Genomic DNA, 21,981 nt, shown 5'->3' with positions numbered 1-21,981 from the left:
CTATTGATTGCCGGCGAGAGCGATCTGGTTGCGGCCATTCGCCTTGGCTGCATAGAGCGCTTTATCGGCGTGCGACAGCCACTGCTGGTGATCGCTCATGGCATCAGTGACCTGGGCAACACCGAGACTGACCGAGCATTCAAGTAGGCCGGCTTCGGTCGTTACCTGCATGGAGCTAATCGACTGGCGTAGCCGCTCCCCCAGTATCTCGCCGCCTGCGAGGTCCGTTTCCGGCAATATGACGGCAAATTCCTCACCGCCATAACGACCTGCAATGTCGGTCTGCCTCAGACGCTCCATGACCATGGCAGCGATAGCCCTGATGACATCGTCACCTGCCTGGTGCCCCCAGGTATCGTTGATGGGTTTGAAATGATCAATATCGAACATCAGAAGCGTCCCGACGCTGCGGTAGCGGCGGAATCGCTCAAACTCACTGGCAAGCAGTGATTCCCACGCACTGCGGTTGAGCAGGCCAGTCAGACCATCGGTCTGGCTCTGCTGCTCCAGGCGGGCGTTGGTGCGTTCCATCCGCAGTCTTGCGGTGGCGCTGTCCGTCACGTCATACACCAGTAGACATACATGATCCACTTCACCGGAAGCGCTGCTCAGGGGACTGAAGGTTATGTTCTGGTACATGTAGGCTTCAGTGCCGGTAATCGGGCGCGCGTTGCGGAACGGAAACGGGTGGGGGCGCTGTTCCCAGGTGGTGAAGGTTCGCATGTTCAGCGTGAGCACGGTTTCAACCTTGCGTCGGATCCAACCCTCAGGGATATCCGGGAAAATTTCGAACAGGGGACGGTTCTGGACCTGGGTGGCACTGAATCCGCTGTGACTTTCCATGAACCCGTTCCAGAGTCGAACGTTGAACTGGCGATCCAGAACAACAAGGCCGACTTCAATGGTCTGGAGCATGTCCATGAGCCAATGGAATTCATGCAGCTCATTCTGTGACTCGGTCATGCCGTAACTCCGGCGCTGGAATTGGAAAGCCATGTCAGCGTTTGGCGTAACGGGGTCACTGAATCCTCGCTGAATAGTAGAAGTAGATCACACTCGATATTATGGGACTCGATAGCGTACGTAAGTTCAATAGTCAGGATTTGCTGCCAGGAATACTGGCTGCTCTCCAGCAACTCGCTGATGTCCAGGTGGGTGCCCAGCACAACGGGATGGCTGAGGCCGAACTGCATGTCCATCTGCTGTCCGAAACCACGCAGAAACGCGCCCACCATGATGCTGGATAGATCCATGAGGGACTCGAGATCACGGTTGGCATTATTTTCATCGGGAATGCCAAGGAGATGTGCCATCGTATCCATGTGCGCATTATTGAACAGCAGCAGCGCTTCGCCGGCGATTCCGGCACCAATGAAGCCCTGACACACGCCTGACCAGCTGGAGGTTGATTCGGTGATGTTCAGTGCCATTTTCAGTTCAGAGACCGCCAGCATATTGACGCGTGGAACAGGAAGCCTGATGAATACATCCAAAAGGCGTGCGAGAAGATCCCCCGCCTGACCCATGGCGATATTGGCGATTTCCTGAAGCGCATCCTGCCAGGGCACGTCCGTGGCTGAGGATGGCGCAGGGGCTGAGGCCGTTACTGGCTCGGGTGCCAAAGTGGGGCTGTAGAGCCCATAGTCTTTCAGCGTATCGGCCAGGATATCCGGGTCAATGGGTTTGCGGATGAAGTTGAGGGCGCCCAGGCGGCGAACCCGTTCATACGCCCCGGGTTGGATATCGCCTGAGACTACGATAACAAGGGCAGGCAGTTCTTCCTGATGAATACGTTCCAGAACCGCGTAACCATCGGACCCGGGCATATTGAGGTCTAGGAAAACAACAGCCCCTTTGCCGTCACGGATAGCCTCGAGGCAAGCATCACCGTTTTCGACAAAAGTCAGTGCCGTGTCCCAGTCCCGAGGGAGAGACCGAGCCATTTGTTTGCGGGCCATGGAGGAGTCATCACAGATGATCACGCCTGTGGGCATCGGCAGCTCCTGAATGTGTGGTGGAGCGCCGCGCCGGTCTATACCGGGGCGGCGCGTGTTATCTCTAAAGGGTAGCAGGCTGAAGGGGTTTTTCACTTTGTTGGTTGCGGCTGCGGGGAAGTCAGCCGGTTATGTTCGTGATAATATAAGGGCAACTGATTGCCAAAGAGAACTGCTGATGCCGGATGCCGAGCGGTGTTCACTGCTACGGGAAAAGCTAACCCTTGCAGGGCAGCTGGTGGCGCTATCGGATGAGGCCGGTCACCGAAGGACAATGGTGACATCAGAGGCGTTGGTGCAGGGCACTGTAGCCCTGGTTGCCGAGGCTCGCGACATTCTGTTGACGCTGGTTGCTGAAAGTGCTGGTGATGACGCGGCTGATGTTGATTGCCTCGCGACTCTGCGTGCACGAGTTGGCGATCAACCTGGCGAGGTTCAGGTGCTGTCAGCTTCTGCCGCGGCAAGCGACAGCTGGTGGTCAAGACTCGAAGCCCTTCTGGCGCGTCAACAGGAGGCGGGGAGGCGCGGCTCGCAGCCGCGTGATCCGGGGGTGATTGCCGTGGCTGCGGCCGGACCCGACTGTTCTCCAGAAGCACTTCGTTCACTGATCAGCGATTTCAGGGATTATTTTGAGACGTTCGTGGAACGTCACAACCAATGGTAAAAGGCGTTGTCTATGCCCACATCCTTTTTGGAAATCATTCAGCTTCCCACTGGCGAGTACGCGCTGCGCCGGGCGGATGATGAAAGTACACCACTGGTGCGGATCCGCTTCTCAGATGAAGCCAAGGAGATGCTCCAGGACAATGACCTGAACGTGGCCAAGGCTATGATCACTGCCGGCCTGGAGGCGGCAGGGTCAACCACCGATGATATCGGTGACGTGGACATGGAAGAGGAAGATACCATGCCCCCCGCCTACAATCAGACCGTTCACTGACGATGGTTCTGTCTCTGGCGCAGTATGACGCCATGGCTGTGGCCGCGGACAGACGCGCTCTCCAGGCGGGCATAGCTGTGGCGACTCAGGCCTGAGGTCCAGAGCACTACGCCATGGCAGGTGCCCGCTGAGAGCGCCTTTGTGGCTAGATCTTCGGCGCTGTGCTGCGCCGACGAGCGCAGAATCAGAAGCTGGTGCTGGATAATGCCGTGATGCTGCTGCCACTTGCCGACCAGCCCTGCCGGCGGGTCAATCCAGGCGAGCCAGCGCTCCTCCTGGTTGAGCTGGGTCAGCATCGGTAAAAGCAGCTGGAAGTTCTCGACCTGCTCTTGCGGCAGAATGATCTCCGTAACGTTCGCCTCCGGCGCGCCATCGTCGCCGCTATGGCTGACGCTGGTGGGTGGTGCACCGGTAATAGGGCTTGTCTGTTTCTGGGGACTGAGATCCAGTTGTTCCATGATAGGACTCCTGTCAGCGCTGTGGGGCCGGATCAGTGCAGATCACCGCGGCGGATGACGCCCACGCCCAACCCTTCAATGTCCAGTGGTGTTTCGGTGAGATCCACCTGGATGGGCTCGAACTCATCATTTTCGGCAATGAGCCAGACCGTGCTCCCGTCCCGGCGGAAGCGCTTGACGGTTACCTCGTCCTCCAGCCGGGCCACGACGATCTGACCATTGTGAATCTCCGTGGTGCGGTGCACCGCCAGGAGGTCGCCGTCCAGGATGCCCACATTCTCCATGCTGGTGCCGCGTACCCGCAGAAAATAGTCTGCGGCGGGTGTGAAGAATCCGGGTTCCAGGGTGCAGTGATCCTCGATGTGCTCTTCGGCGAGGATGGGGTTGCCGGCAGCTACCTGGCCGACAATGGGAATCCCCGGGCTTTCTTCTCCTTCGGGGAGACGGATACCCCTGCTGGCGCCTTTGACCATTTCAATGGCGCCTTTCCGGGCGAGGGCGCGGAGATGTTCCTCGGCTGCGTTAGCGGATTTGAATCCCAGAGTGGTGGCGATCTCAGCCCGTGTGGGCGGATACCCCGTGGAGTGTACGTGCTCACGGATGAGATCGAGAATCTGTTGCTGTCTTGAGGTCAGGTTCATAGTTAGGGCCACTGTTTTTTTGTACAGGCACTGTCAATGTATACAGTTTTTGTGGCCCTGTAAAGAGGTCAGCCAAGGGTGAATCCGGAAGGGGCTACCGTGCTGGTTGGGTGGCTTTCAACACGGCTTACTGAGGCGGCGGGCGGACCTTCATGGAGCCACTCAATGAGCTGACTAACGGCGTTTTCCGCGCCACAGGCGAGTACTTCCACACTGCCGTCAGGCTGGTTGCGGGCGTAGCCGGTAATGCCCAGCTTCTGGGCGCGGATGCGAGTGCCGTCCCGGAAACTCACTCCCTGAACATGGCCCTCAACGCGGGCGAGAACGCAGGTTTCTGCCATTGCTGTGCTCCTGTGCTGTTACCAGCGGGCTTTGTCCCACATTTCGGGGTTGGCCCAGTTGTCTGGATTGTTCCATTCGCGAACGTAATTATAGGTGTCCAGGTCATAGGCGAACAGGGTGGCGTTCACGGGCTCCGTGTACTGGTAAAGGCGTGTGAAACCCATGCCGATGAAATCCTGGAAGCGCCAGGGGCTGTCGTTTCGCACCAGTACGGCAATACGTGTGGCGCCCATGTTACGCAGCTGACCGAGCAGCTTCTGGCCCCGGGCCTGTGGCAGTTTCTCCAGGGTGTCCGTAACCAGAGCCAGCTCGAAAAGCTGGGGTAGCGGGAAGACGCTTTCAGGCTCCTCAGGAGGTAGCTTCAGGCACTGCGTTGCTGTTGTGCGTTCCGGCCACCGCTGCAGACACTGCTCGGCGATACCGGCGCTGTGTACCACGGAGGCGGGGCGGTAGTGATCAAGGATCATGCCGATGTCGCTGGCAGGGTTGTAGCCGTTGGTATCAGTTTGCATGGCGGCCTCGCGGGCTGAGTGTTAATGAAAGTTTCGGCTGCTGACGCTGAGCCTGTCAATGAGGTGGCTGAGGTCATTGAGACGGCCAGCGATCACGTGAATGACGCCCTCATGGCGTTCCAGGGTTCCCCGGACCTGAAGCAGTCTTGCGTTGAGCAGGGGGCGGCGCTGGCAGCGGACGGTATCCGGCCAGACAACCACGTTGATGTTGCCGGTCTCATCCTCGAGGGTTACAAAGGTGACCCCGCCCGCAGAGCCCGGCCGCTGGCGCCCGGTAACCAGCCCCGATACAGCCAGGGGACGACCGCTTTCGGCGGTTTCCAGATCGGTCGCCCGCAGACAGTGGCGGAGCTGGCCGGATTCCCGCAGCTGGGCGAGAGGATGGCGTTCCAATGACAGACCAAGGTTGGCGTAATCCTCAAAGGTCCGCTGGGATTCATCGGGTTCCGGCATGCGCGAGCGCGGCTCCGGCATAGGCATCGCACCATCAGCAGCCAGCGGCAGAGCGTGATCGGGTTCCAGTAGATCCCAGCGCGCCTGGTGGCGGTTGCCTGTCAGGGGGTGCAGGGCGCCGCTCGCAGCGAGGATCTCCAGATCGGCGTGGCTCAGTCCTGTGCGCCGGCGCAACTCCGTCATACTGGTGTAACCCCTTCCGGGGCGGCGTTCAATCAGACACCGGGCCTTTTCCTGGGGCAGGCGATCGATAAGGCGCAATCCCAGACGGACTGCAGGGGGCTTGTCGTCGTCTTCCAGGCAGTGCTGTTCCTGGCTTTGATTGATGTCTACAGGCCGAATATTCACACCTTCACGCCGGGCGTTCTGTACCAGCTGTGACGGCGAATAGAATCCCATGGGCTGGCTGTTGAGTAGGGCGCATAGAAACGCGGCCGGGTGATGGCATTTGAGCCAGGCGCTGACATAGACCAGAAGTGCAAAGCTGGCAGCGTGGGATTCTGGGAATCCGTAGCCGCCAAACCCCTTCATCTGGCGGTATAGGTTTTCTGCGAATTCAAGGCTGTAGCCATTACTTTCAAGGCCATCTATAAGCTTTTCCCGGAACCGCGATAGATCGCCGTGACGCTTCCAGGCGGCCATGGCCCGACGTAGTTGATCAGCCTCGCCGGCACTGAAGCCGGCCGCTACCATGGCCAGCCGGATGACCTGTTCCTGGAAGATGGGCACTCCCAGGGTGGGCTCAAGCACAGTCCGGATGCGGTCGTCCGCATAGGGGACAGCCTCCGGTGCCTTACGACGCTGCAGGTAAGGATGAACCATGTTCCCTTGTATGGGACCGGGGCGGACGATGGCGACCTGTACCACGAGGTCATAATACTCACGGGGTTTCAGGCGTGGCAGCATGCTCATCTGGGCCCTGGATTCCACCTGGAATACGCCCATGCTGTGCCCCTGTTGGAGCATACGGTAGACCTCCGGGCATTCCGGCGGCACCTCCGCCAGGCTACTCGGCCCGCCATGGTTGCCCGTGAGTGCAAGTGCTTTACGGATGGCAGTGAGCATCCCCAGTGAGAGCACGTCCACCTTGAGCAGCCCCAGGGCTTCAAGATCGTCCTTATCCCATTGAATGACGGTGCGGTCGGCCATGGCCGCGTTCTCAACCGGCACCAGGTCGGCGACCCGCTCCGAGGCAATGATGAACCCCCCCACATGCTGGGACAGGTGGCGCGGGAAGCCAATGAGTTCGCGCGCCAGTGGCAGCAGGTGACGGGCCGGGCCCTGGTCATCCAGCAGGCCCTTGCGGCGCAGTTGCTGCTCCCAGTCATCAGCATCGTCGCGCCAGTCGATGCCCTGGACAAGCTGTTCGAGATGCATTGAATCCAGCCCCAGGGCCCTGCCGGCATCGCGCAGAGCGCTGCGCGGGCGGTAGCAGATGACAGTGGCGGCCAGAGCGGCGCGCTCGCGTCCGTACTTGCGGTAAAGGTACTGGATGACTTCTTCGCGGCGTTCATGCTCGAAATCGACGTCAATGTCCGGGGGTTCGTTGCGCTCCTTTGAGATGAAGCGCTCCAGTAGCAGGTTAACCCGTCTGGGATCGACCTCGGTGATACCCAGGCAGTAGCAGACCACGGAATTGGCGGCTGAGCCCCGCCCCTGGCAAAGAATGCCGCGCTCGCGGGCAAAGCGGACCACATCATAGATGGTCAGAAAAAAGGGCTCGTAGCCCAGGCACTCGATCAGCTCGAGTTCATGAGTCAGTTGGTTCTCAATAGCCTCTGATACGCCGTCCGGAAAGCGCCAGTGACAACCCTGTGCCACCAGTTCCCGCAGCCAGCTGATGGGGGTGTGACCATTGGGCACCAGCTCACCTGGGTATTCGTAGCGCAGCTCATCCATGCTGAAAGTGCATTGCCGGGCTACGTCCACGGTAGCCTCAATCCAATCCGGGGGAAACAGGCGCTCCAGGCGCTCGCGTGGGCGCAGATAGGCCTCGGCGTTGCCCTGGAGATGGTCTGCAGCTTGTGGCAGTGGCTGGCCCAACCGGATGGCGGTAACCAGGTCCTGCAGGGACTTGCGTCGGCGTCGGTGCATCAGCACGTTGCCCGTGGCCACCACCGGGCACCCGAGGCGGGTTGAAAGCTGTTTCAGCCAGCGCATGCGCAGGTGGTCATTCTGAGCCAGAGGGCGTTCGGCCATCAGCCGTAACCCGGGGAAAAACGCCATAAGCCGCTGGCCGTTGTTATCATCTCCCTGGCTGAAATCGGGGCGCCACAGGGCCAGGCATTGGTTCCTGCACAGCTCCAGGTCGTCGAACCAGAGCTGGTAATGGCCTTTGTCGCGGCGCCGCCGGCCCCGGGTGATGAGTTGGCTGAGCGCGGCATAGCTCTGGCGGTTCGGCGCGATCAGCACCAGAGTGCCGGGCAGATCCTGCAGTTGCAGCTCGCTGCCGATAAGCAGGCTCAGCGACAGCGAGCGGGCCCTGGTGTGGGCTCGGACCACACCTGCCAGGGAGCACTCATCGGTCAGCGCCAGAGCCTGGTAGCCCAGCCGGTCTGCTTCTTCGACGAGTTCCTCTGGGTGAGAGGCACCGCGCAGGAAGCTGAAGTTGCTGATGCAGTGGAGCTCAGCGTAATCGGCCGTCATCCGAACCAGCCGTGAATAAACCACTGGCTCTGCTGATTACGGAACAGCCAGGCGCGCTGGCCGTTGTCCAGCAGAGCGATGTAGTAGTCGCGGCGCACATAGTCGCCATCCCACCACCCGCTCTGGATGCGTTCGGGGCCGTTGAGCCAGCGCGCAGGCGCTCGCTTCAGCGGCTGAGGAGGGTGCTGCAGCCAGAAGGGGCGCGTTGTTTCTGAGCGTTGCGCGGCATGGGCACCGCGCTCCCCGGCGGGCTGCCAGTAAGCGCAGCGTTCCGGGCGTGGGTCCGGGCGCCGGCCGGGACACTGAATACTGTCCCGCCCCAGCCTTGCACTCAGGCGGTGCAGCAGTGCCTGGCGTGCCTGCTGTTGGCTTTCGTCACTATTGAACAGGTCATGGCTTACGGTGGTTTCAATGGCAATAGTACGGGCTGTTGCCAGAGAGAGTGCTTGTACATCATCGGGCAGATTGAGCGACGCAAGGCGCAGCAGGGCCAGCTCCAGAAATGCAACCGCCCGGGATTCGCCCTGACGGGTTTCCAGCTCCAGAGTTGTGGGCCTGTGCTCGGGGTGGTGCAGGGTGAGCCTTAGCCGGTCACAGAGGCGCTGACGCTGGCGCAGAAAGGCTTCCAGTGATTCCAGAAGGTGCTCCAGCGGGCCCTGTAGGTGGTCGGTGTTCTGGCTTTCCCGGTTCAGGGTCAGAGACCGGTGGAATGCCGTCTGTGGATGGAATTCCTGCACGGGATCACTGGATCGTCCCAGCATTCTCTGAAAATCATTGTACAGTTCCGGGCCGAGGCGGCTGGCCAGTTCCGCCGGACAGCATTCGAGCAGGTCCTTAAGGTGGTGCAGCCCCATGCGGGTCAATCGTTGGCGGACTTTTTGTGGCCAGTCCGTGGCGGTAACCGGTAGCTGGCACAGGGCGTGGTGCATGGTTTCCGGATCGTCCGTGCACACGCTGGTGCCATGGCGAGCCAGAAGCCGGGCCATACGCGGACTGGTGCCGGTGGCCATACGACTGTTCAGCCCAAGCTGTGACAGGTGCTGCATTAGTACCGTCGCGAGGTCTCCCGGTTCCGGATAGAGGTGGCATAGCCGGTCAGCCCGGATCAGAAGGCCATCCGGTGGCCACAGGGCCAGCGGAGCGGCCAGCTGATAGAGTTTTTCTGCCACCTGCTCCAACAGCTCCGTCTGCCGGACTTTATTGAAGGCGATCAAGGTGAGATCCGGGCTTAGCGCACGGGCCGTGGCCAGGGACTGGCCTGCCTGCACGCCCATTTTTTGGGCTTGGTTGTCCGGCTGCAGGATTACTGGGGGTGTACCTGTGCACAGTGCCATGGGAGCGCTGTCGCGGCAGTGGTGATCCAGAAGCAATGAGGGCAGATGGAGATAGAACCAAAGCATCAGGTTACACCGGTTGATGGGAAATGATGGAAGGCAACTGAAGAGTTCGAGTTCCTGCCTGGCCGCCCCTTTGACGTAGCAGCGTCACCTGGAGGCGGTTTTCTCCGGGAATCGGGTCAATGCTTACACGGAGCGGGGCGGGAGAGGCCTGTCCGGCATCTTGCGCAGGGGTAACTATTACGCCCAGGGTCCGGCTCTCTTCAAGCGCCAGCTGCAGTCGCCGCAGCGAGGCTGGATCCCGCCGCCGGCTCCACCCCAGAACCATGCCCGACGCGTTGTTTTCCAGGAGCTGCTCAAGGGCCCATAGGTGATCTGAATGGCTGTCGGTGCGCACCATGAAGCAGTGTTCCGTGGGCAGTTCCAGACCTTCCATGGCGGGTGGGTAGGGTGTGTGAGGTGGATCCACCCAGAACAGGGCCTCGCCGTTATGGGTGCACTGGCGCATAGCGTGGGCGAACAACTGCAGCTCGCCAATACCGTTGAGAGGGCAGTGGCATTCGATCAGTGCCCCCTGGGGCCAGCCACTGGCTGCGAGCAACCGGTCCAGAGCCTCAAAACCACTGGCAATACCCTGGATGTGAGCAGCTTTCTGCTGGCTGGCGCGCCACAATCGGGGATCCTGCTCAAGTTGTTTACGGGGATTAACGGCCATTGCCACCTCTATACTGTTTATATATACAGTATAGAGGCTGTGACAAAGTCCGGCAACGTGTGCTCCGGCTCAGTTCATCGTGTCAGTCGCCCCGGGTATTTTGGTCCATGAGAATTGTCATCGCTGCTGATCACTGGTTGCGGTATAAATGCTACGCTATAGGCATCAAGAAGGGTCTGTTGATCAAACTTAAATTTTCCGGTCTTCCGGTCAAGAGCCGTAACCGAATCCATTAAGGCGGTATGCTTGGAGCAGTCTATGAGGGAGTGGGTCGCTAATCTGGTTTTCCGGATGATGGCTCTGGTGGGGCTGAAAACCTTCAACGCTCAGTTTCTTGTTTCGTTTATCCTGATCTTTGTGCTGTTGGCAGGGCTTGCAGCGAGTCTCTGGCGTAACCTCACACCGGAACCCGAGGCCATCGCCGCTGCGGCCACGGCCACGCAACAGCTTACCACCATTGATGAGCGGGTTATTGCGGACGGCAGTGGGGTCGAACGTCAGCTCTCGCAGTTGGAGCGCTCACTGGAGCCGTTGCTGGGGAATCAGGCAGCCTTCAACGGCGTTGCTGGGGCATGGCGGCAATATCAGCGCCTGATCGGCCAGGAGGGGAAAGACGCCGACCCCAAAGCTGTTCTCCGGGCTTCCACAGCGGTGCGGGATGCGCTTGCCCGTGGTGCTGAAACTGTGCGCCAGAATGATGCTCAGGGCCGGCGGCAGTCAGCCATGGTGGGTATGGCTCTGCTGGTGATGATGGTGGGCATGCTGGCCATTGGCCGGATCTATGGCAATTTCCATTTCATGGAACAGGTGGAGCGGCTGCGCCGGAATCTGCGCCAGGTGGCTGACGGGGACTTTTCAGAAACGCTTGCCATTGAGATCCGCGAGAATGAAGTGGGTGAGATGCTGCAGGCCTATAATCTGATGGTGGCCCATGTGGGAGATCTGCTGCGCCAGATCGATACTGTCACGGCCTCGGCAGAGAACAGCCTCAAGCAGGTTCTGGATGTTACAGCCAAGACCCATGATGGCGCGGACCGCCAGAGTCGGGATGTTAGCGAGGCGGCAACGGCCGTGAACCAGATGGCTTCTTCCATTCAGGACGTTTCTGGCAATGCCCAGAATGCTGCCAGTCATGCTCATGAAGCAGCGGAGTCGGCGCGCGAGAGCGACAGCGTCGCGCGTGAGGCTCGCGATCGCATCGGTCATCTTGATACCCGCTTTGCGGAGACGGCCCGGACTATGGAAAGTCTGGAACAGGATGCCGACGACGTCAGCAAGGTCCTCAGCATGATCCGTGAGATTGCCGACCAGACCAATCTCCTGGCTCTGAATGCTGCGATTGAGGCCGCTCGTGCTGGCGAATCCGGTCGCGGATTTTCGGTAGTGGCTGAAGAGGTGCGTAATCTGGCTCAGCGGACTCAGGACTCGACCAATCAGGTTCAGGAGACTATTGAGCGGCTGCAGTCACAGGTGCGAACCCTGGTCAGTGAGAGTGAAGCGAGTGCTCAGGCTAGCCGGGAGAGCGTAGCGTCTGTGAGCCAGACCTCTGAGGCGATTCACCGCATCCTGGAAGCCATCGGGCAGATTCAGGGGATGAACGATCAGATCGCTACGGCAGTGGAGGAACAGAGCCAGGTTTCGGACGACATCAGTCAGCGCATGGGAGCCGTCTCTGAAGTGGCTAACCAGACGGACGCGGATGCCGGTCAGACGGTTGAATCGGCCAGAGCCATACAAGAGCAGTTGAGTCAGCTGCGAACAACCATGGAGCGGTTCCGGATTCAGTGACCCAGCAGGCGCTTGCGCAGGCGCCGCCAGCGGGTAATAAGCCAGTCCATCACAGTGGGCCGATCGTCGATCATCTCCGCCGTGTTGTGGCGTGGCCGAGTCGGATCTGTCTCATCCTCGCCGGTTTCCACCTCCACGCCATAGCGCTCACTGGCGTGTTCCCACTCTTCCCAGTCATGCGGCGTACCGGCATTCGGCTGATGAACACGCACCGCCCGCTCCCAGGAGTTCTCGCGGAGCGAATGCTCCCTTTCCTGATCCGAGGGCTCGATACCGTACTTTCTGAGAAATTCATCGGGGTTCATGGGCGCCTCCGGCTACCGTTGACCGTGAGTTCCAGTTTAACGGTAACCAGAGGCGCTGCCATCGTTATTGTTCCACGAAAGCGCGTTCGATCACGAAATGGCCCTGATGGCCTTGTTTGGCTTCCTGGAAACCGCGCTCCGTAAGGATGGTCACCATATCCTTGAGCAGGCCCGGGCTACCGCAGACCATAAACCGGTCGTCTTCAAGGCTCAGCTCCGGCATGCCCAGATTGCGGGTGAGTTCACCGCTTTGGATGAGCTCCGTGACACGTCCCTGGTTGTGGAAGTCATCGCGGGTGACGGTGGGATAGTACGTCAGCTGGTCCCGGATCATGTCGCCCAGATATTCGTGTTGCGGCAGCTCGCTGGTGATGGCTTCATGATAGGCAAGTTCGTCTACGTAGCGTACGCCGTGGACCAGAATCACATTCTGGAATTGTTCATAGATCTCGGGATCCTTGATGATGCTGAGGTAGGGGGCGAGCCCAGTCCCCGTGCCGATCAGGTAAAGATTACGCCCGGGCAGCAGATTGCCACCGATCAGAGTGCCTGTTGGCTTCTGGCCGACCAGTATCTCGTCGCCCACCTCCAGGTGCTGCAAGCGTGATGTCAGAGGGCCATCCTGCACCTTGATACTGAAGAACTCCAGCGTGTCCTCGTGGTTGGCGCTGGCCATGCTGTAGGCGCGCATAAGCGGCTTACCCTCCTCAAGCTGCAGCCCGATCATGGTGAACTGGCCGTTCTTGAATCGGAATGATGGATCACGGGTTGTGCGGAAACTGAAAAGGTCTCCCGTCCAGTGATGTACGTCCAGCACCTTTTCCACATTGTATTTGCCCATGAGATCTACCTCGCTGGTGGCTTACCGGGTGAATGGGCGCAGGCAGTTGCCTGGGCAGTACCCAGTGTTTAACGTATTGGTTCAACAGATGAGCCAATTGGTTTTTATCGGAACAATCGATTATGAAGTATACGCTACGCCAGCTTGAAGTGTTCCAGGCCACTGCCCGCAACGAAAACATCACCCGTGCGGCTGATGAGCTGGCCATGTCCCAGTCCGCGGCAAGCGGTGCGCTGCGTGATCTGGAGAATCAGTTCAGCGTCCAGCTCTTTGACCGCATGGGCAAACGCCTGCAGCTCAATGAGCTTGGCCGGCTGGTGCGCCCAAGGGTCGCCGCGCTTCTGGATGAGGCCCGCGAGCTGGAGCATGCGCTGGCGCGTCATGCCGAGGTGGGGCACGTCAAGGTAGGTGCCACGCTGACCATCGGCAACTATATGGCGATCCCGATTATGGCACGTTTCATGAGTGAAAACGAGGGTGCCAATGTGTCGCTGGAGATTGCCAATACCCGGACAATAGGGCGCAAGGTGGCGGATTTTGAGCTGGATGTGGGGTTGATTGAAGGTGAAATCCACTCGCCGGATCTGGAGGTGATTCCCTGGCGCGGTGACCGATTGATGGTATTCTGTGCACCGGACCACCCGCTGGCGGGGCGTGAGGCACTGACCGACGAGGATCTGCTGGCAGCCACCTGGATCCTGCGTGAAGGCGGCTCGGGGACGCGGCAGACGTTTGACCGTGCCATGCACGGCCTGCTGCCGGATCTCACGGTGCTGCTGGAGCTCCAGCACACCGAAGCGATCAAGCGGGCCGTGGGTGCCGGTATGGGGGTGGGCTGCCTGTCTGAAGTGGCCCTGCGGGAGGCCTTTGACCGCGGGGACCTGGTTCCGCTGCCGGTGTTGCACCGGGATCTGGCGCGCTCGTTCTATTTCATCCTGCATCGCCAGAAATACCGCAGCGCCGGCGTGGACCAGTGGTTGAAGCTGTGTCGGCAAACCACGGAGGCGAGCGATGACGCATGAGCTGGCCCAACGGGACATCCGGTTGGCATGGCTGGGATTCATTACCGCTTTACTGCCCCTGGTAACCTTCCATACCACCTATCTGGTCTCCGCCTGGAACGGGTACGTGGACTGGTGCATCCCGTACTGGGATGCGTGCACCTCCATCAGCGCCACCGGCCGTAACGGCCTGGCCTATTTCATCTTCAAGGGTGCCATGATCCCGGCGATCACGCTTCAGGTCCTGTTCTGGGCGGTCAACCACCGCTGGCTGCAGGCGCTGGGCTACCCCCGTGGCAAGTGCGTTGGGTGGCTCGGGGCACTGGCGGCGGCGTTTCTGCTGCCCTATGTGCTCAGTCTCGGCCACGCCGGCGACGCCTTCGCGCTGGCGCGGCGTATTGGTACGGCTGGCTATGTGGGCGTGACCGGTATCGTTCAGATCCTTCTGGGGAGCGTCCTGTGGCGGGCACGCTACCCCTTTCTGCGCCGCGCTGGTGCCCGGCTCCTGATGCTGAGTGCGGTGACATTGGGGATCGCGATTGTCACGCTGATCCTCCAGTCAATTCCGGCGGTGGATTACGACAGCATCAAGTACGCCTTTGACTGGATCCTGATCACCCTGCTCAACGTCCACGGTATTGGCGTGGCCGTGCTCTGGTGGCGGGCCGATCTGGCGGTTACACTGCCGCGCACCCTTAATCTGGAGTAGTGGCGGATGCATGTGGCGGTCCTCGGTGCTGGCGTGATCGGCACCACCACAGCCTGGTACCTGCGGGAAGCCGGGCATGATGTGACCGTAGTCGAGCGCCGGGGCGGGCCGGCTCAGGAGACGAGCTTTGCCAACGGCGGCCAGATCTCCGTGTCCCACGCCGAGCCCTGGGCCAGCCCCGGAGCGCCCGCCCAGCTGCTGCGCTGGCTGTTCCGCCCCTCTGCGCCGCTGCGCTTCAGGCCGCGCCTGGATCCCCACCAATGGGCCTGGGGCGCGCGGTTTCTCAGCGAGTGCCGCAGTCGCCGCTATGCCCGTAACCTTGAGACGGTTGTACGGCTGGGGTTGTACAGCCGGGCCTGCCTGGCGGCACTGCGTGAACGAACCGGTATTGAGTACCATCAACGCCGTGAGGGCATCCTCCATTTCTACACCGATCCGGATGTGTACGCCGGCGCCCATGAACCCGCGGCCCGCATGCGCGCGCTCGGCTGTGAGCGGGAAGTGATTGACGTGGCGGATGCGGTCGCGAGGGAGCCCGCGCTTGCCCGGATCCAGCCCCGGCTACAGGGCGCTACCTGGACGCCAGGCGATGAATCCGGGGATGCGCGGGTTTTTACCGCCCAGCTGGCGGAGCTGGCGGCGGCTCAAGGGGTGCGCTTCCTGTTCGATACCCAGGTGATGGGGCTTGAAACGCAGGGCAGGGCGGTCAGCGGTGTCCGGCTGAATCAGTCCGGGGCGTTCACCAGTCTGGAGGCGGATGCGGTGGTGGTGGCACTGGGCAGCTTCTCGGCACCTCTTCTGCGGCCATTGGGCCTCCATCTGCCGGTTTATCCGGCGCGCGGCTATTCCGTGACGGTGCCGGTGCGCGATCCTGACAGTGCCTACACCGTCAGCCTGATCGACGATGAGTTCAAGCTCGTCTATTCGCGCCTGGGCGATGAGCTGCGGGTGGCCGGTATGGCGGAAATTGACGGCTGGCGGCAGGACATTGATCCGGCGCGCTGCCAACAGATCCTGGAGCGCGCGGCGCACTGCTTCCCCGGGGCCGGGCACTGGGGACAGGCCCGCTTCTGGGCAGGTCTGCGGCCCACCACACCTTCCAGTATTCCCTTTGTGGGCGCCAGCTCCCGGCCCGGGCTCTACCTCAACACCGGCCACGGAACCCTGGGGTGGACCAATGCCTGTGGCTCGGCGGCGCTGCTGAGAGACCGTATTGCCGGGGAGCCCGGCGCCCTGAGACTGGATGACCATGGCCGCTGACCGACCGCGACTGCTGTGCCTGTCCGCTTACGAAGCCGCCAGCCATCGCCAGTGGCGGGAGCGCCTGGCCGGCGCCCTTACCGAATTCGACTGGCGGACCCTGACGCTGCCAGCACGCCACTTCCGCTGGCGCATTCGGGGCAATCCCCTGAGCTGGTACGACGCGCCGGAGTTACAGGAACCCCCGGATCTCGTGCTGGCGACCAGCATGGTGGACCTGGCGGTGGTCCGGGGCCTGAACCGGGGGCTGGCCGCGGCGCCCACCGTGGTCTATTTCCACGAGAACCAATTTGCCTACCCGGAGCAGCGGGAGCGGGTTGCCAGCAATGAACCCCGTGTTGTGAACCTGTATACGGCGCTGGCCGCGGACCGGGTGCTGTTCAACAGTGAATGGAACCGGCGGAGTTTTCTGGAGGGGGCCAGGGCGCTGCTGAAGCGCATGCCCGACCGTAAGCCCAAAACCGCCCTGGCGACCATCGAGGCCCGCTCACAGGTGGTTCCCGTTCCCGTGCCGGACGCCGCGTTTACGGCGCGCTCCCAGGACTGGCCGGAGGTGCCCCATCTGGTCTGGAACCACCGGTGGGAGTACGACAAAGGGCCTGAGCGGTTGCTGGCCCTGCTCAGGGGCTTGCGCCAGCAGGGGCAGGCATTCCGTCTGAGCCTGGTGGGAGAGGGGTTTCAGAATGCGCCCCAGGCCTTTGCCCGGATTAAGGAAGAATTTGCTGGTCAGCTCGTTAACCTGGGCTACGTGACGAGCCGTGAGGCTTATGATGAGCTGCTAAGCAGCGCGGATATGGTGCTGTCCACGGCGCTTCACGACTTCCAGGGGCTGGCGGTTCAGGAAGCCATGGCAGCCGGCTGCGTGCCCATTGTGCCGGACCGGTTGGCCTATCCCGAGTATGTGCCGGTGGCGTTCCGTTATGCATCCCACGAAACGGACCCGGACCAGGAAGGGCAGGCCGCAGCGGAGCGGGTCAGGGCCGTCCTGGCGCGCCCGCGCCCCGGGCCAGAGGCGCTGATGCCGGAGCGCTACCGCCTGGGCCGTGTGGTTCCAGAGTACCAGCATCTGCTTGCATCATTGGTCGGCCAATGAGCTACCATCCAAAATGGAACCGTGTTGACCCGGTGATGGCAGGAACGTGCGCCATCTTCCAGAAATGGACCCCGGATACCAGTAACCTATTGGCGCGATCATTTTTCCCGCGCTAATCTGACCGGTCGGTGACTAAAGTCCGCCGGGGCGGTAGCGTGGTCAACAACGCCTTCAATCTCTTTGCTGCCCATCGCTTGCTGGGCCCGAATGCGTTCACGGAACTGTTCCCTCAGACGTAGCCGTGCCTTCTGCCGAACCATGGCTTTCTTCTTGCGGCACTGTTTGCATATACAGTGTTATTGAATGAGCAAAAATGAGAGGTCAAGCGATTACACACCTAGCGAGCTTGCCTCACATAGATTATTGTTTTTAAAAGGTCTTTGGGCGTTGATGTTCGTGCCTGAAGGCGGAGTTATTGAGCCGGCAACGATATTGGATATCGCTGCCGGCACACTAATCTCTGTTAGATGTATTCAGGTTGTAGGTCGTTAGATTTTTTAGTAGGGTTTATCATGGGCGATGGTGTAATGGAAAACACACTCCTTCTGGAGAGTATTTGTGAGGTTCGAATCCTCACCGCCAAAGGTCATTCTCTGAGTGGCCTTTGGAGGTGGTAATTCAAATGACGAGAAGCCCTTCTAGAATATATAAGTACCATGTGGCTAACCTTCGTGAGCTGGAGTTTGCGATGGGCCACACCAGCCGTCTAGCCAAATCAGAAATAGCCTCAAAAGATCCACAGAAAAGCCTCCAATCTTTGCTTCGTCTTTACGCCTTTTTGATAGGCGCCTGGGCCGAGACACGTCTAAAAAAGCTCCTGCACGAAGAATTCGGATTTGATGACCAATTAAGAGCATTCATAGAGGGCCAGTCCTCTCAGCTCGAACAGTGGCAGGAAGCTGTTGATCAAGCCTTTCGAAAGCACCACAATATTCGACATGCGGCGCTCAATGCTCAGACTCTAGGTGTGACTCACTCTGCGCGCAGAGATGCTCTCCAAGAAGTTCTCAGCGACGAACTGAGGATCATAATCGAAATCCGAAATAAATTGGCACACGGACAATGGGTCTATCCATTCAATAATGAAGGGACCTCTATTGAGTCAGAAAAGTACCAGCTAATAAATCAAGAAAACCTCCTCTCTCTTCAATTCAAATATGCGCTTGTTGGGCATTTGGCAGAGGCAGTCCATGATTTGGTGGTAAGCCCTGCAACTTTTGAAAGAGACTTTGATAACCATTTTCGGCGTTTAAACCAAGTCCGAACTAACTTAAAAAGAAGGGACTACAGGAAGTACGAAAATAACTTAATTCAAAGTCGCGAGAGGGCCCGTGCGGCGAGAACATCTAACCAGTAGCGTCAGTCGGACCGATTTGTTCCGCTTCGCTACACAAACCGGCCGCTGCGCACGGCGTTAGATTTTCAGGAGGCTAAGTGGAATTAGCAGAACAAGCAGATAGGCTTCATCGCTTGGTGGATGAAAATCCTAATGAAGCTATCCGTGAAGCACTGAGCCTTTCTGGAAATGTAAATGTCGATTTGTTGAAGGCAGCCATTCTGGTTGATGCAGGTGGGATAGCGAAAGAGTCCGAGGCAATCCTCAAGGGAGTTGAAATTTTTCGATATGTCATCGACAGATGCGAAGACAACTCGGAGCTAAACTACAATTTGGCGAACGGCCTCCATGCTATTGCGCTGGCTGCAACCCATGACGGGTATAGTTGGTATGGCAACACTGAAAAATATCGGCTTGAAGCTCGGAGCCTCTTCTATAAATCAGCTAATGATTCGAAGGCATCGATAGATACACAATCTCAATCCTTTACCAACCTAGGAAACCTTCTTTGGGCTTCTTATAGATGGGTCGAAGCCTATGATTTCTATTCGAAAGCCATGGAGAAAAACCCCCAAAACGCGGTAGCAAGCTCAGGAGCATTAAAAATGCTCAGGCATGCACTAGGTCAAGGTATCGGTGATCCCCATTTGTTAAGAGAAGAAATCGAACATCTAGCCTATCATGTCAATAATAATATTGAAGGAATATATGCCTACGCTGGTGAATATGGGGTTAATGGGATTCTGGGTGGCATAAAAGATATTCGACCATCTGAAAGGCCAAAATTAGATTTCCAGCCTGATGATTATAAAGGATTTGTCATTTCTAACAACTTGACTCTTTCTCCGAATATCCATTCGCACACGCGCGAATCAAAATACTGGGATGATATTAATATATCGTCAGTTACCTCGTCGATAGAAGACGAAGCCGCAGTTCCAGAAATATTTGCAATGGTTAATATTCTAAAATCTTATTTTATTATGGCTCGCCAACTACTTTTTGACGCCTATCAGAAGCGTTTTAATGAGACCGGGAATTATAACGACACACTTGATTACGCTTGCTACGGTGTAAACGAATCGGCACTGGCTTTGGCTCAACGCAGCGCCCTGGATATACTGGATAAAATATCTGTGGCATCACTATCGTATCTTGGAGTATGTGGATCGAAGAACGCGTCGATGAAGACTGCTTGGTTTACGAAGGCGAAGAAAGGACAGAATAGACGGGATCTAGATCCAGCTATCAAGTTAGAAATCAAAAATGGTAATCCGGCTCTTTTGGCGCTGACTGAAATCTCAAGAGATCTATCCAGTGAGCAAGGATTTTTATGGGCAAAACAAAGCTCGAGAAACTCTTCGACACATCGATTTACTGTCCTTCACGATATGGGCATGTCAGTCCCCAAAGGCGCATCAGGTTGCGTAGAGCATTTCGACTTTGAGTCGTTCGTGCAAGAGTCATTTCAAACGTTGAAGCTTGCTCGCGCAGCTGTTGTTTATTTCGTGGAGATGGTTCTCATTAGGGAAAAGAGGATTGCTGGAGAGAAGAATGGGATTTCAATGCCCCTGTTCGTTCCATCTCATGAGTATATCCGTGGACACGATGAGTGAAATCTAACCAGTGGCTGTTGCCGGACGCACCTACGCTGGCGCTCCGGTGCGCCGCAAAGCCAGGGCGTTGTGTGTCATGGTTCCATCAAGGATCTTTTTGAGTAACGCGGGAGAATAAGTTGGGAAATAAAAACAAGCACGGGCTCTCACGGGATATTCCAGCGGCCGTAAAACGCGAGGTAAGACAGCGCTGTGGTTTCGGGTGTGCGATATGTGGTTTAGCAATTATTCAATATGAACATATTGATCCAGAGTTTTCTGAAGCTCAAGAACACGATCCCAATAAGATCACAGCATTGTGTGGAGCATGCCATGACAAAGTGACTAGGGGTGTTTGGTCTAAAGAGAAAGTGATACGCCACAACGAAAAACCGAAGTGCGTTGAAGATGGCTTCGCGTCTGAATTCTTCGATACTGGTCAGGAACTGCCCATCGTTGTTTTTGGAGATACCGAATGGAAAGACACCCCAACTATAATCGAAGCACTTGGTGAAACTGTTTTGGGATTAACCCGAAACGATGAGTCTGGAATGGTTGAGATCTCAGGGATCTTTCATAACGATGAAGACCAAGAAATATTTAGAATAGATAATAATGAATGGAAAGGCTCTACGGATAATTTTGATATTGACGTTGCAGGAAATGTATTTACCGTCAGGAAGGAAAAGCGGAAAGTTGCTCTAAAAATTAGAGTAGAGCCGCCAAATGCTTTTATCGTTGAAGAGATTGATATGCTCTTTCGAGGAGCGAGAATTTCAGGGGTAAGAGATCGCGGTTTTAAGGCGGTGGCTCCAGATAATTCAACGATTATGGTTTCAGGAGGGAAGGCTGAAGGCTGTCTCGCGGGCGTGATTATTGGAGAAACCAGCGTCATTATGGGCCGCGGGTGTAAAAATTTTAGGGTTTGACGTTTCTAATGGCGCGAGCACACAACAAGTCGGTCAACCGGACGCCAAAAGCGTACCGCTTTTGGTTCCCTCCGCTATCGCTCCGGCGCCGGCTACCTCTGCGTTAAATTTCAAGGAGAATTCGTGCATAGTCTCAAAGCGAAAGCACTATATGATCATGTAGACTTCTTTCGTGATCTTGTTAATGGGCGACTTGCCAAGGGCCCATAGGAAGAAGAGTCGTTCTCTGACTATGCAAAGCGATCACTGAAGTTGAATGACGGAAAAGATTGGAATTTTATCTGCTCAGGAATGGATCTTATCGGTGATACTTCCTTATCGCTTGATCATTTTTTGAGATTTGGCATGGAAGGTGTTTCGAGGTACAACGAAGTCGGCGAGAAGTACCTCAGATTGTATGGGGCTTTGAATTCAACATACATCCAGCAAGAAGCTGTTTTTACTATTTGTAAACTTTGCCAGCTTGCAGAGCAGTCTGCTTTCCGAGATAGACTGGAGAAGCTTGAAATCCGTGATATCAGGCATAAGCTAGGGGCTCACAGCATTGACTATATCGATAAGCAAAAGGAAGAAGTGCTTTCTTTCGTCCCGGTAAGATTCGATATGGGAGGGCTGCATCTTAATTATATTAACAACAATGATCTATCACAGAGATCTGTAAATCTACTATCAGGCATAAATGAACATCTGGATTTAATGTCTGACATTATTTACACAACTCTAGAGAAGATTAAGAAAACGCTTTATAAATCGAATCCAGATAAGATCGAAGAGATAGATAAAGGTTTGGAAGAGTTGCGGGTCAAGAGAGTTGGTGGTCATGTTTTTGATCATGAGGATGGTACGCGCGCCATATTCTCGCCCGTAGCAGGGAAAATTTAACAAGCGCAGGCACAGGGACAAAATTTCCGCTGCGCTCGTGTGTCATGACGAAAGACTCCGGTCTTTCTTGCTGTACTCCTGAATTCAGATAATAACTGCAGCACTTTGGTGTAGCCGGGTAGAGGTAAGAGGGCCGCCGCCGGTACCCTCATCGCCTTTACCGACCAAAGTGAAGAGCAGATGGGATACCGACAACTGACCCAG

General features: G+C 57.6%; 22 protein-coding genes. 11 read left to right on the top strand and 11 right to left on the bottom strand.

The window, feature by feature from the left end; translation table 11 throughout:
- Window positions 1–963, bottom strand: coding sequence for a sensor domain-containing diguanylate cyclase (locus AAF659_RS14145; RefSeq protein ID WP_349752430.1), 963 nt, complete (start codon window positions 961–963; stop codon window positions 1–3).
- A complete protein-coding gene (locus tag AAF659_RS14140) occupies window positions 960–1,994 on the bottom strand; it encodes a response regulator (RefSeq protein ID WP_349752429.1) in 1,035 nt (344 codons plus the stop codon). The genes AAF659_RS14145 and AAF659_RS14140 overlap by 4 nt, the downstream gene beginning before the upstream one ends.
- Window positions 1,995–2,172: 178 nt before the next feature.
- Between AAF659_RS14140 and AAF659_RS14135 the strand changes: the two genes are divergently transcribed.
- Window positions 2,173–2,658 carry a DUF6586 family protein gene (locus AAF659_RS14135; protein WP_349752428.1) on the top strand — a complete coding sequence of 162 codons (486 nt, stop codon included), beginning with the start codon at window positions 2,173–2,175 and terminating at the stop codon, window positions 2,656–2,658.
- A gap of 12 nt (window positions 2,659–2,670) precedes the next feature.
- Entirely contained in the window at window positions 2,671–2,934 is a 264-nt protein-coding gene (locus tag AAF659_RS14130) for a hypothetical protein (RefSeq protein ID WP_349752427.1), read from the top strand.
- Here the strand turns inward: AAF659_RS14130 and AAF659_RS14125 are convergent.
- The 7 genes from AAF659_RS14125 to imuA form a co-directional block, all read right to left on the bottom strand.
- A complete protein-coding gene (locus tag AAF659_RS14125; RefSeq protein WP_349752426.1) occupies window positions 2,928–3,392 on the bottom strand; it encodes a cell division inhibitor SulA in 465 nt (154 codons plus the stop codon). The genes AAF659_RS14130 and AAF659_RS14125 overlap by 7 nt on opposite strands.
- Before the next feature lie 32 nt (window positions 3,393–3,424).
- Complete coding sequence (gene lexA, locus AAF659_RS14120; RefSeq protein ID WP_349752425.1) at window positions 3,425–4,033, bottom strand: transcriptional repressor LexA; 609 nt, start codon at window positions 4,031–4,033, stop codon at window positions 3,425–3,427.
- Between the two features lie 68 nt (window positions 4,034–4,101).
- Complete coding sequence (gene yccX / locus AAF659_RS14115; RefSeq protein ID WP_349752424.1) at window positions 4,102–4,374, bottom strand: acylphosphatase; 273 nt, start codon at window positions 4,372–4,374, stop codon at window positions 4,102–4,104.
- An 18-nt stretch (window positions 4,375–4,392) separates the two neighbouring features.
- A complete protein-coding gene (locus AAF659_RS14110) occupies window positions 4,393–4,887 on the bottom strand; it encodes a DUF6231 family protein (protein WP_349752423.1) in 495 nt (164 codons plus the stop codon).
- A 21-nt stretch (window positions 4,888–4,908) separates the two neighbouring features.
- On the bottom strand, window positions 4,909–7,986 hold the full coding sequence (locus tag AAF659_RS14105) for an error-prone DNA polymerase (protein WP_349752422.1): 3,078 nt from the start codon (window positions 7,984–7,986) through the stop codon (window positions 4,909–4,911).
- Complete coding sequence (locus AAF659_RS14100; RefSeq protein ID WP_349752421.1) at window positions 7,983–9,386, bottom strand: Y-family DNA polymerase; 1,404 nt, start codon at window positions 9,384–9,386, stop codon at window positions 7,983–7,985. The genes AAF659_RS14105 and AAF659_RS14100 overlap by 4 nt, the downstream gene beginning before the upstream one ends.
- 4 nt (window positions 9,387–9,390) lie before the next feature.
- Window positions 9,391–10,038, bottom strand: a complete 648-nt coding sequence (imuA, locus tag AAF659_RS14095) for a translesion DNA synthesis-associated protein ImuA (RefSeq protein WP_349752420.1) — start codon at window positions 10,036–10,038, stop codon at window positions 9,391–9,393.
- Window positions 10,039–10,296: 258 nt separating this feature from the next.
- On the opposite strand from imuA, the gene AAF659_RS14090 reads away from it, so the two are divergent.
- Window positions 10,297–11,826, top strand: a complete 1,530-nt coding sequence (locus AAF659_RS14090; RefSeq protein ID WP_349752419.1) for a methyl-accepting chemotaxis protein — start codon at window positions 10,297–10,299, stop codon at window positions 11,824–11,826.
- On the opposite strand, the gene AAF659_RS14085 is transcribed toward AAF659_RS14090, so the two are convergent.
- Both AAF659_RS14085 and AAF659_RS14080 read right to left on the bottom strand, forming a co-directional pair.
- Window positions 11,820–12,131: a hypothetical protein gene (locus AAF659_RS14085; protein WP_349752418.1), complete on the bottom strand. Its 312-nt coding sequence runs from the start codon at window positions 12,129–12,131 to the stop codon at window positions 11,820–11,822. The two genes, AAF659_RS14090 and AAF659_RS14085, sit on opposite strands and share 7 nt — an antisense overlap.
- Window positions 12,132–12,195: 64 nt before the next feature.
- Window positions 12,196–12,972 carry a ferredoxin--NADP reductase gene (locus AAF659_RS14080; RefSeq protein ID WP_349752417.1) on the bottom strand — a complete coding sequence of 259 codons (777 nt, stop codon included), beginning with the start codon at window positions 12,970–12,972 and terminating at the stop codon, window positions 12,196–12,198.
- A gap of 122 nt (window positions 12,973–13,094) precedes the next feature.
- Here AAF659_RS14080 and AAF659_RS14075 point away from each other — a divergent pair, with 122 nt between their 5' ends.
- The 8 genes from AAF659_RS14075 (at window position 13,095) to AAF659_RS14040 (ending at window position 21,777) form a co-directional block, all read left to right on the top strand.
- Window positions 13,095–13,994: a LysR family transcriptional regulator gene (locus AAF659_RS14075; RefSeq protein ID WP_349752416.1), complete on the top strand. Its 900-nt coding sequence runs from the start codon at window positions 13,095–13,097 to the stop codon at window positions 13,992–13,994.
- Window positions 13,984–14,682: a hypothetical protein gene (locus AAF659_RS14070; RefSeq protein WP_349752415.1), complete on the top strand. Its 699-nt coding sequence runs from the start codon at window positions 13,984–13,986 to the stop codon at window positions 14,680–14,682. The genes AAF659_RS14075 and AAF659_RS14070 overlap by 11 nt, the downstream gene beginning before the upstream one ends.
- A 6-nt stretch (window positions 14,683–14,688) precedes the next feature.
- Window positions 14,689–15,942, top strand: coding sequence for a D-amino acid dehydrogenase (locus AAF659_RS14065; protein WP_349752414.1), 1,254 nt, complete (start codon window positions 14,689–14,691; stop codon window positions 15,940–15,942).
- Window positions 15,932–17,035 carry a tRNA-queuosine alpha-mannosyltransferase domain-containing protein gene (locus tag AAF659_RS14060; RefSeq protein WP_349752413.1) on the top strand — a complete coding sequence of 368 codons (1,104 nt, stop codon included), beginning with the start codon at window positions 15,932–15,934 and terminating at the stop codon, window positions 17,033–17,035. The genes AAF659_RS14065 and AAF659_RS14060 overlap by 11 nt, the downstream gene beginning before the upstream one ends.
- A 688-nt stretch (window positions 17,036–17,723) precedes the next feature.
- On the top strand, window positions 17,724–18,392 hold the full coding sequence (locus AAF659_RS14055; RefSeq protein ID WP_349752412.1) for a hypothetical protein: 669 nt from the start codon (window positions 17,724–17,726) through the stop codon (window positions 18,390–18,392).
- Between the two features lie 77 nt (window positions 18,393–18,469).
- The gene (locus AAF659_RS14050) at window positions 18,470–19,987 is read left to right on the top strand and encodes an LA2681 family HEPN domain-containing protein (RefSeq protein ID WP_349752411.1); all 1,518 of its coding nucleotides are present in this window, start codon (window positions 18,470–18,472) and stop codon (window positions 19,985–19,987) included.
- Between the two features lie 119 nt (window positions 19,988–20,106).
- Window positions 20,107–20,895, top strand: coding sequence for an HNH endonuclease (locus tag AAF659_RS14045; RefSeq protein WP_349752410.1), 789 nt, complete (start codon window positions 20,107–20,109; stop codon window positions 20,893–20,895).
- Window positions 20,896–21,147: 252 nt separating this feature from the next.
- On the top strand, window positions 21,148–21,777 hold the full coding sequence (locus AAF659_RS14040) for a hypothetical protein (protein ID WP_349752409.1): 630 nt from the start codon (window positions 21,148–21,150) through the stop codon (window positions 21,775–21,777).
- The last annotated feature ends 204 nt before the right edge of the window (window positions 21,778–21,981 follow it).

Origin of the sequence: Salicola sp. Rm-C-2C1-2 (assembly GCF_040196175.1) — a bacterium.
Classification (GTDB): domain Bacteria; phylum Pseudomonadota; class Gammaproteobacteria; order Pseudomonadales; family Oleiphilaceae; genus Halospina.
Note: the sequence above shows the minus strand (reverse complement) of the source record. Positions and strands in the feature narration are given on the sequence as shown.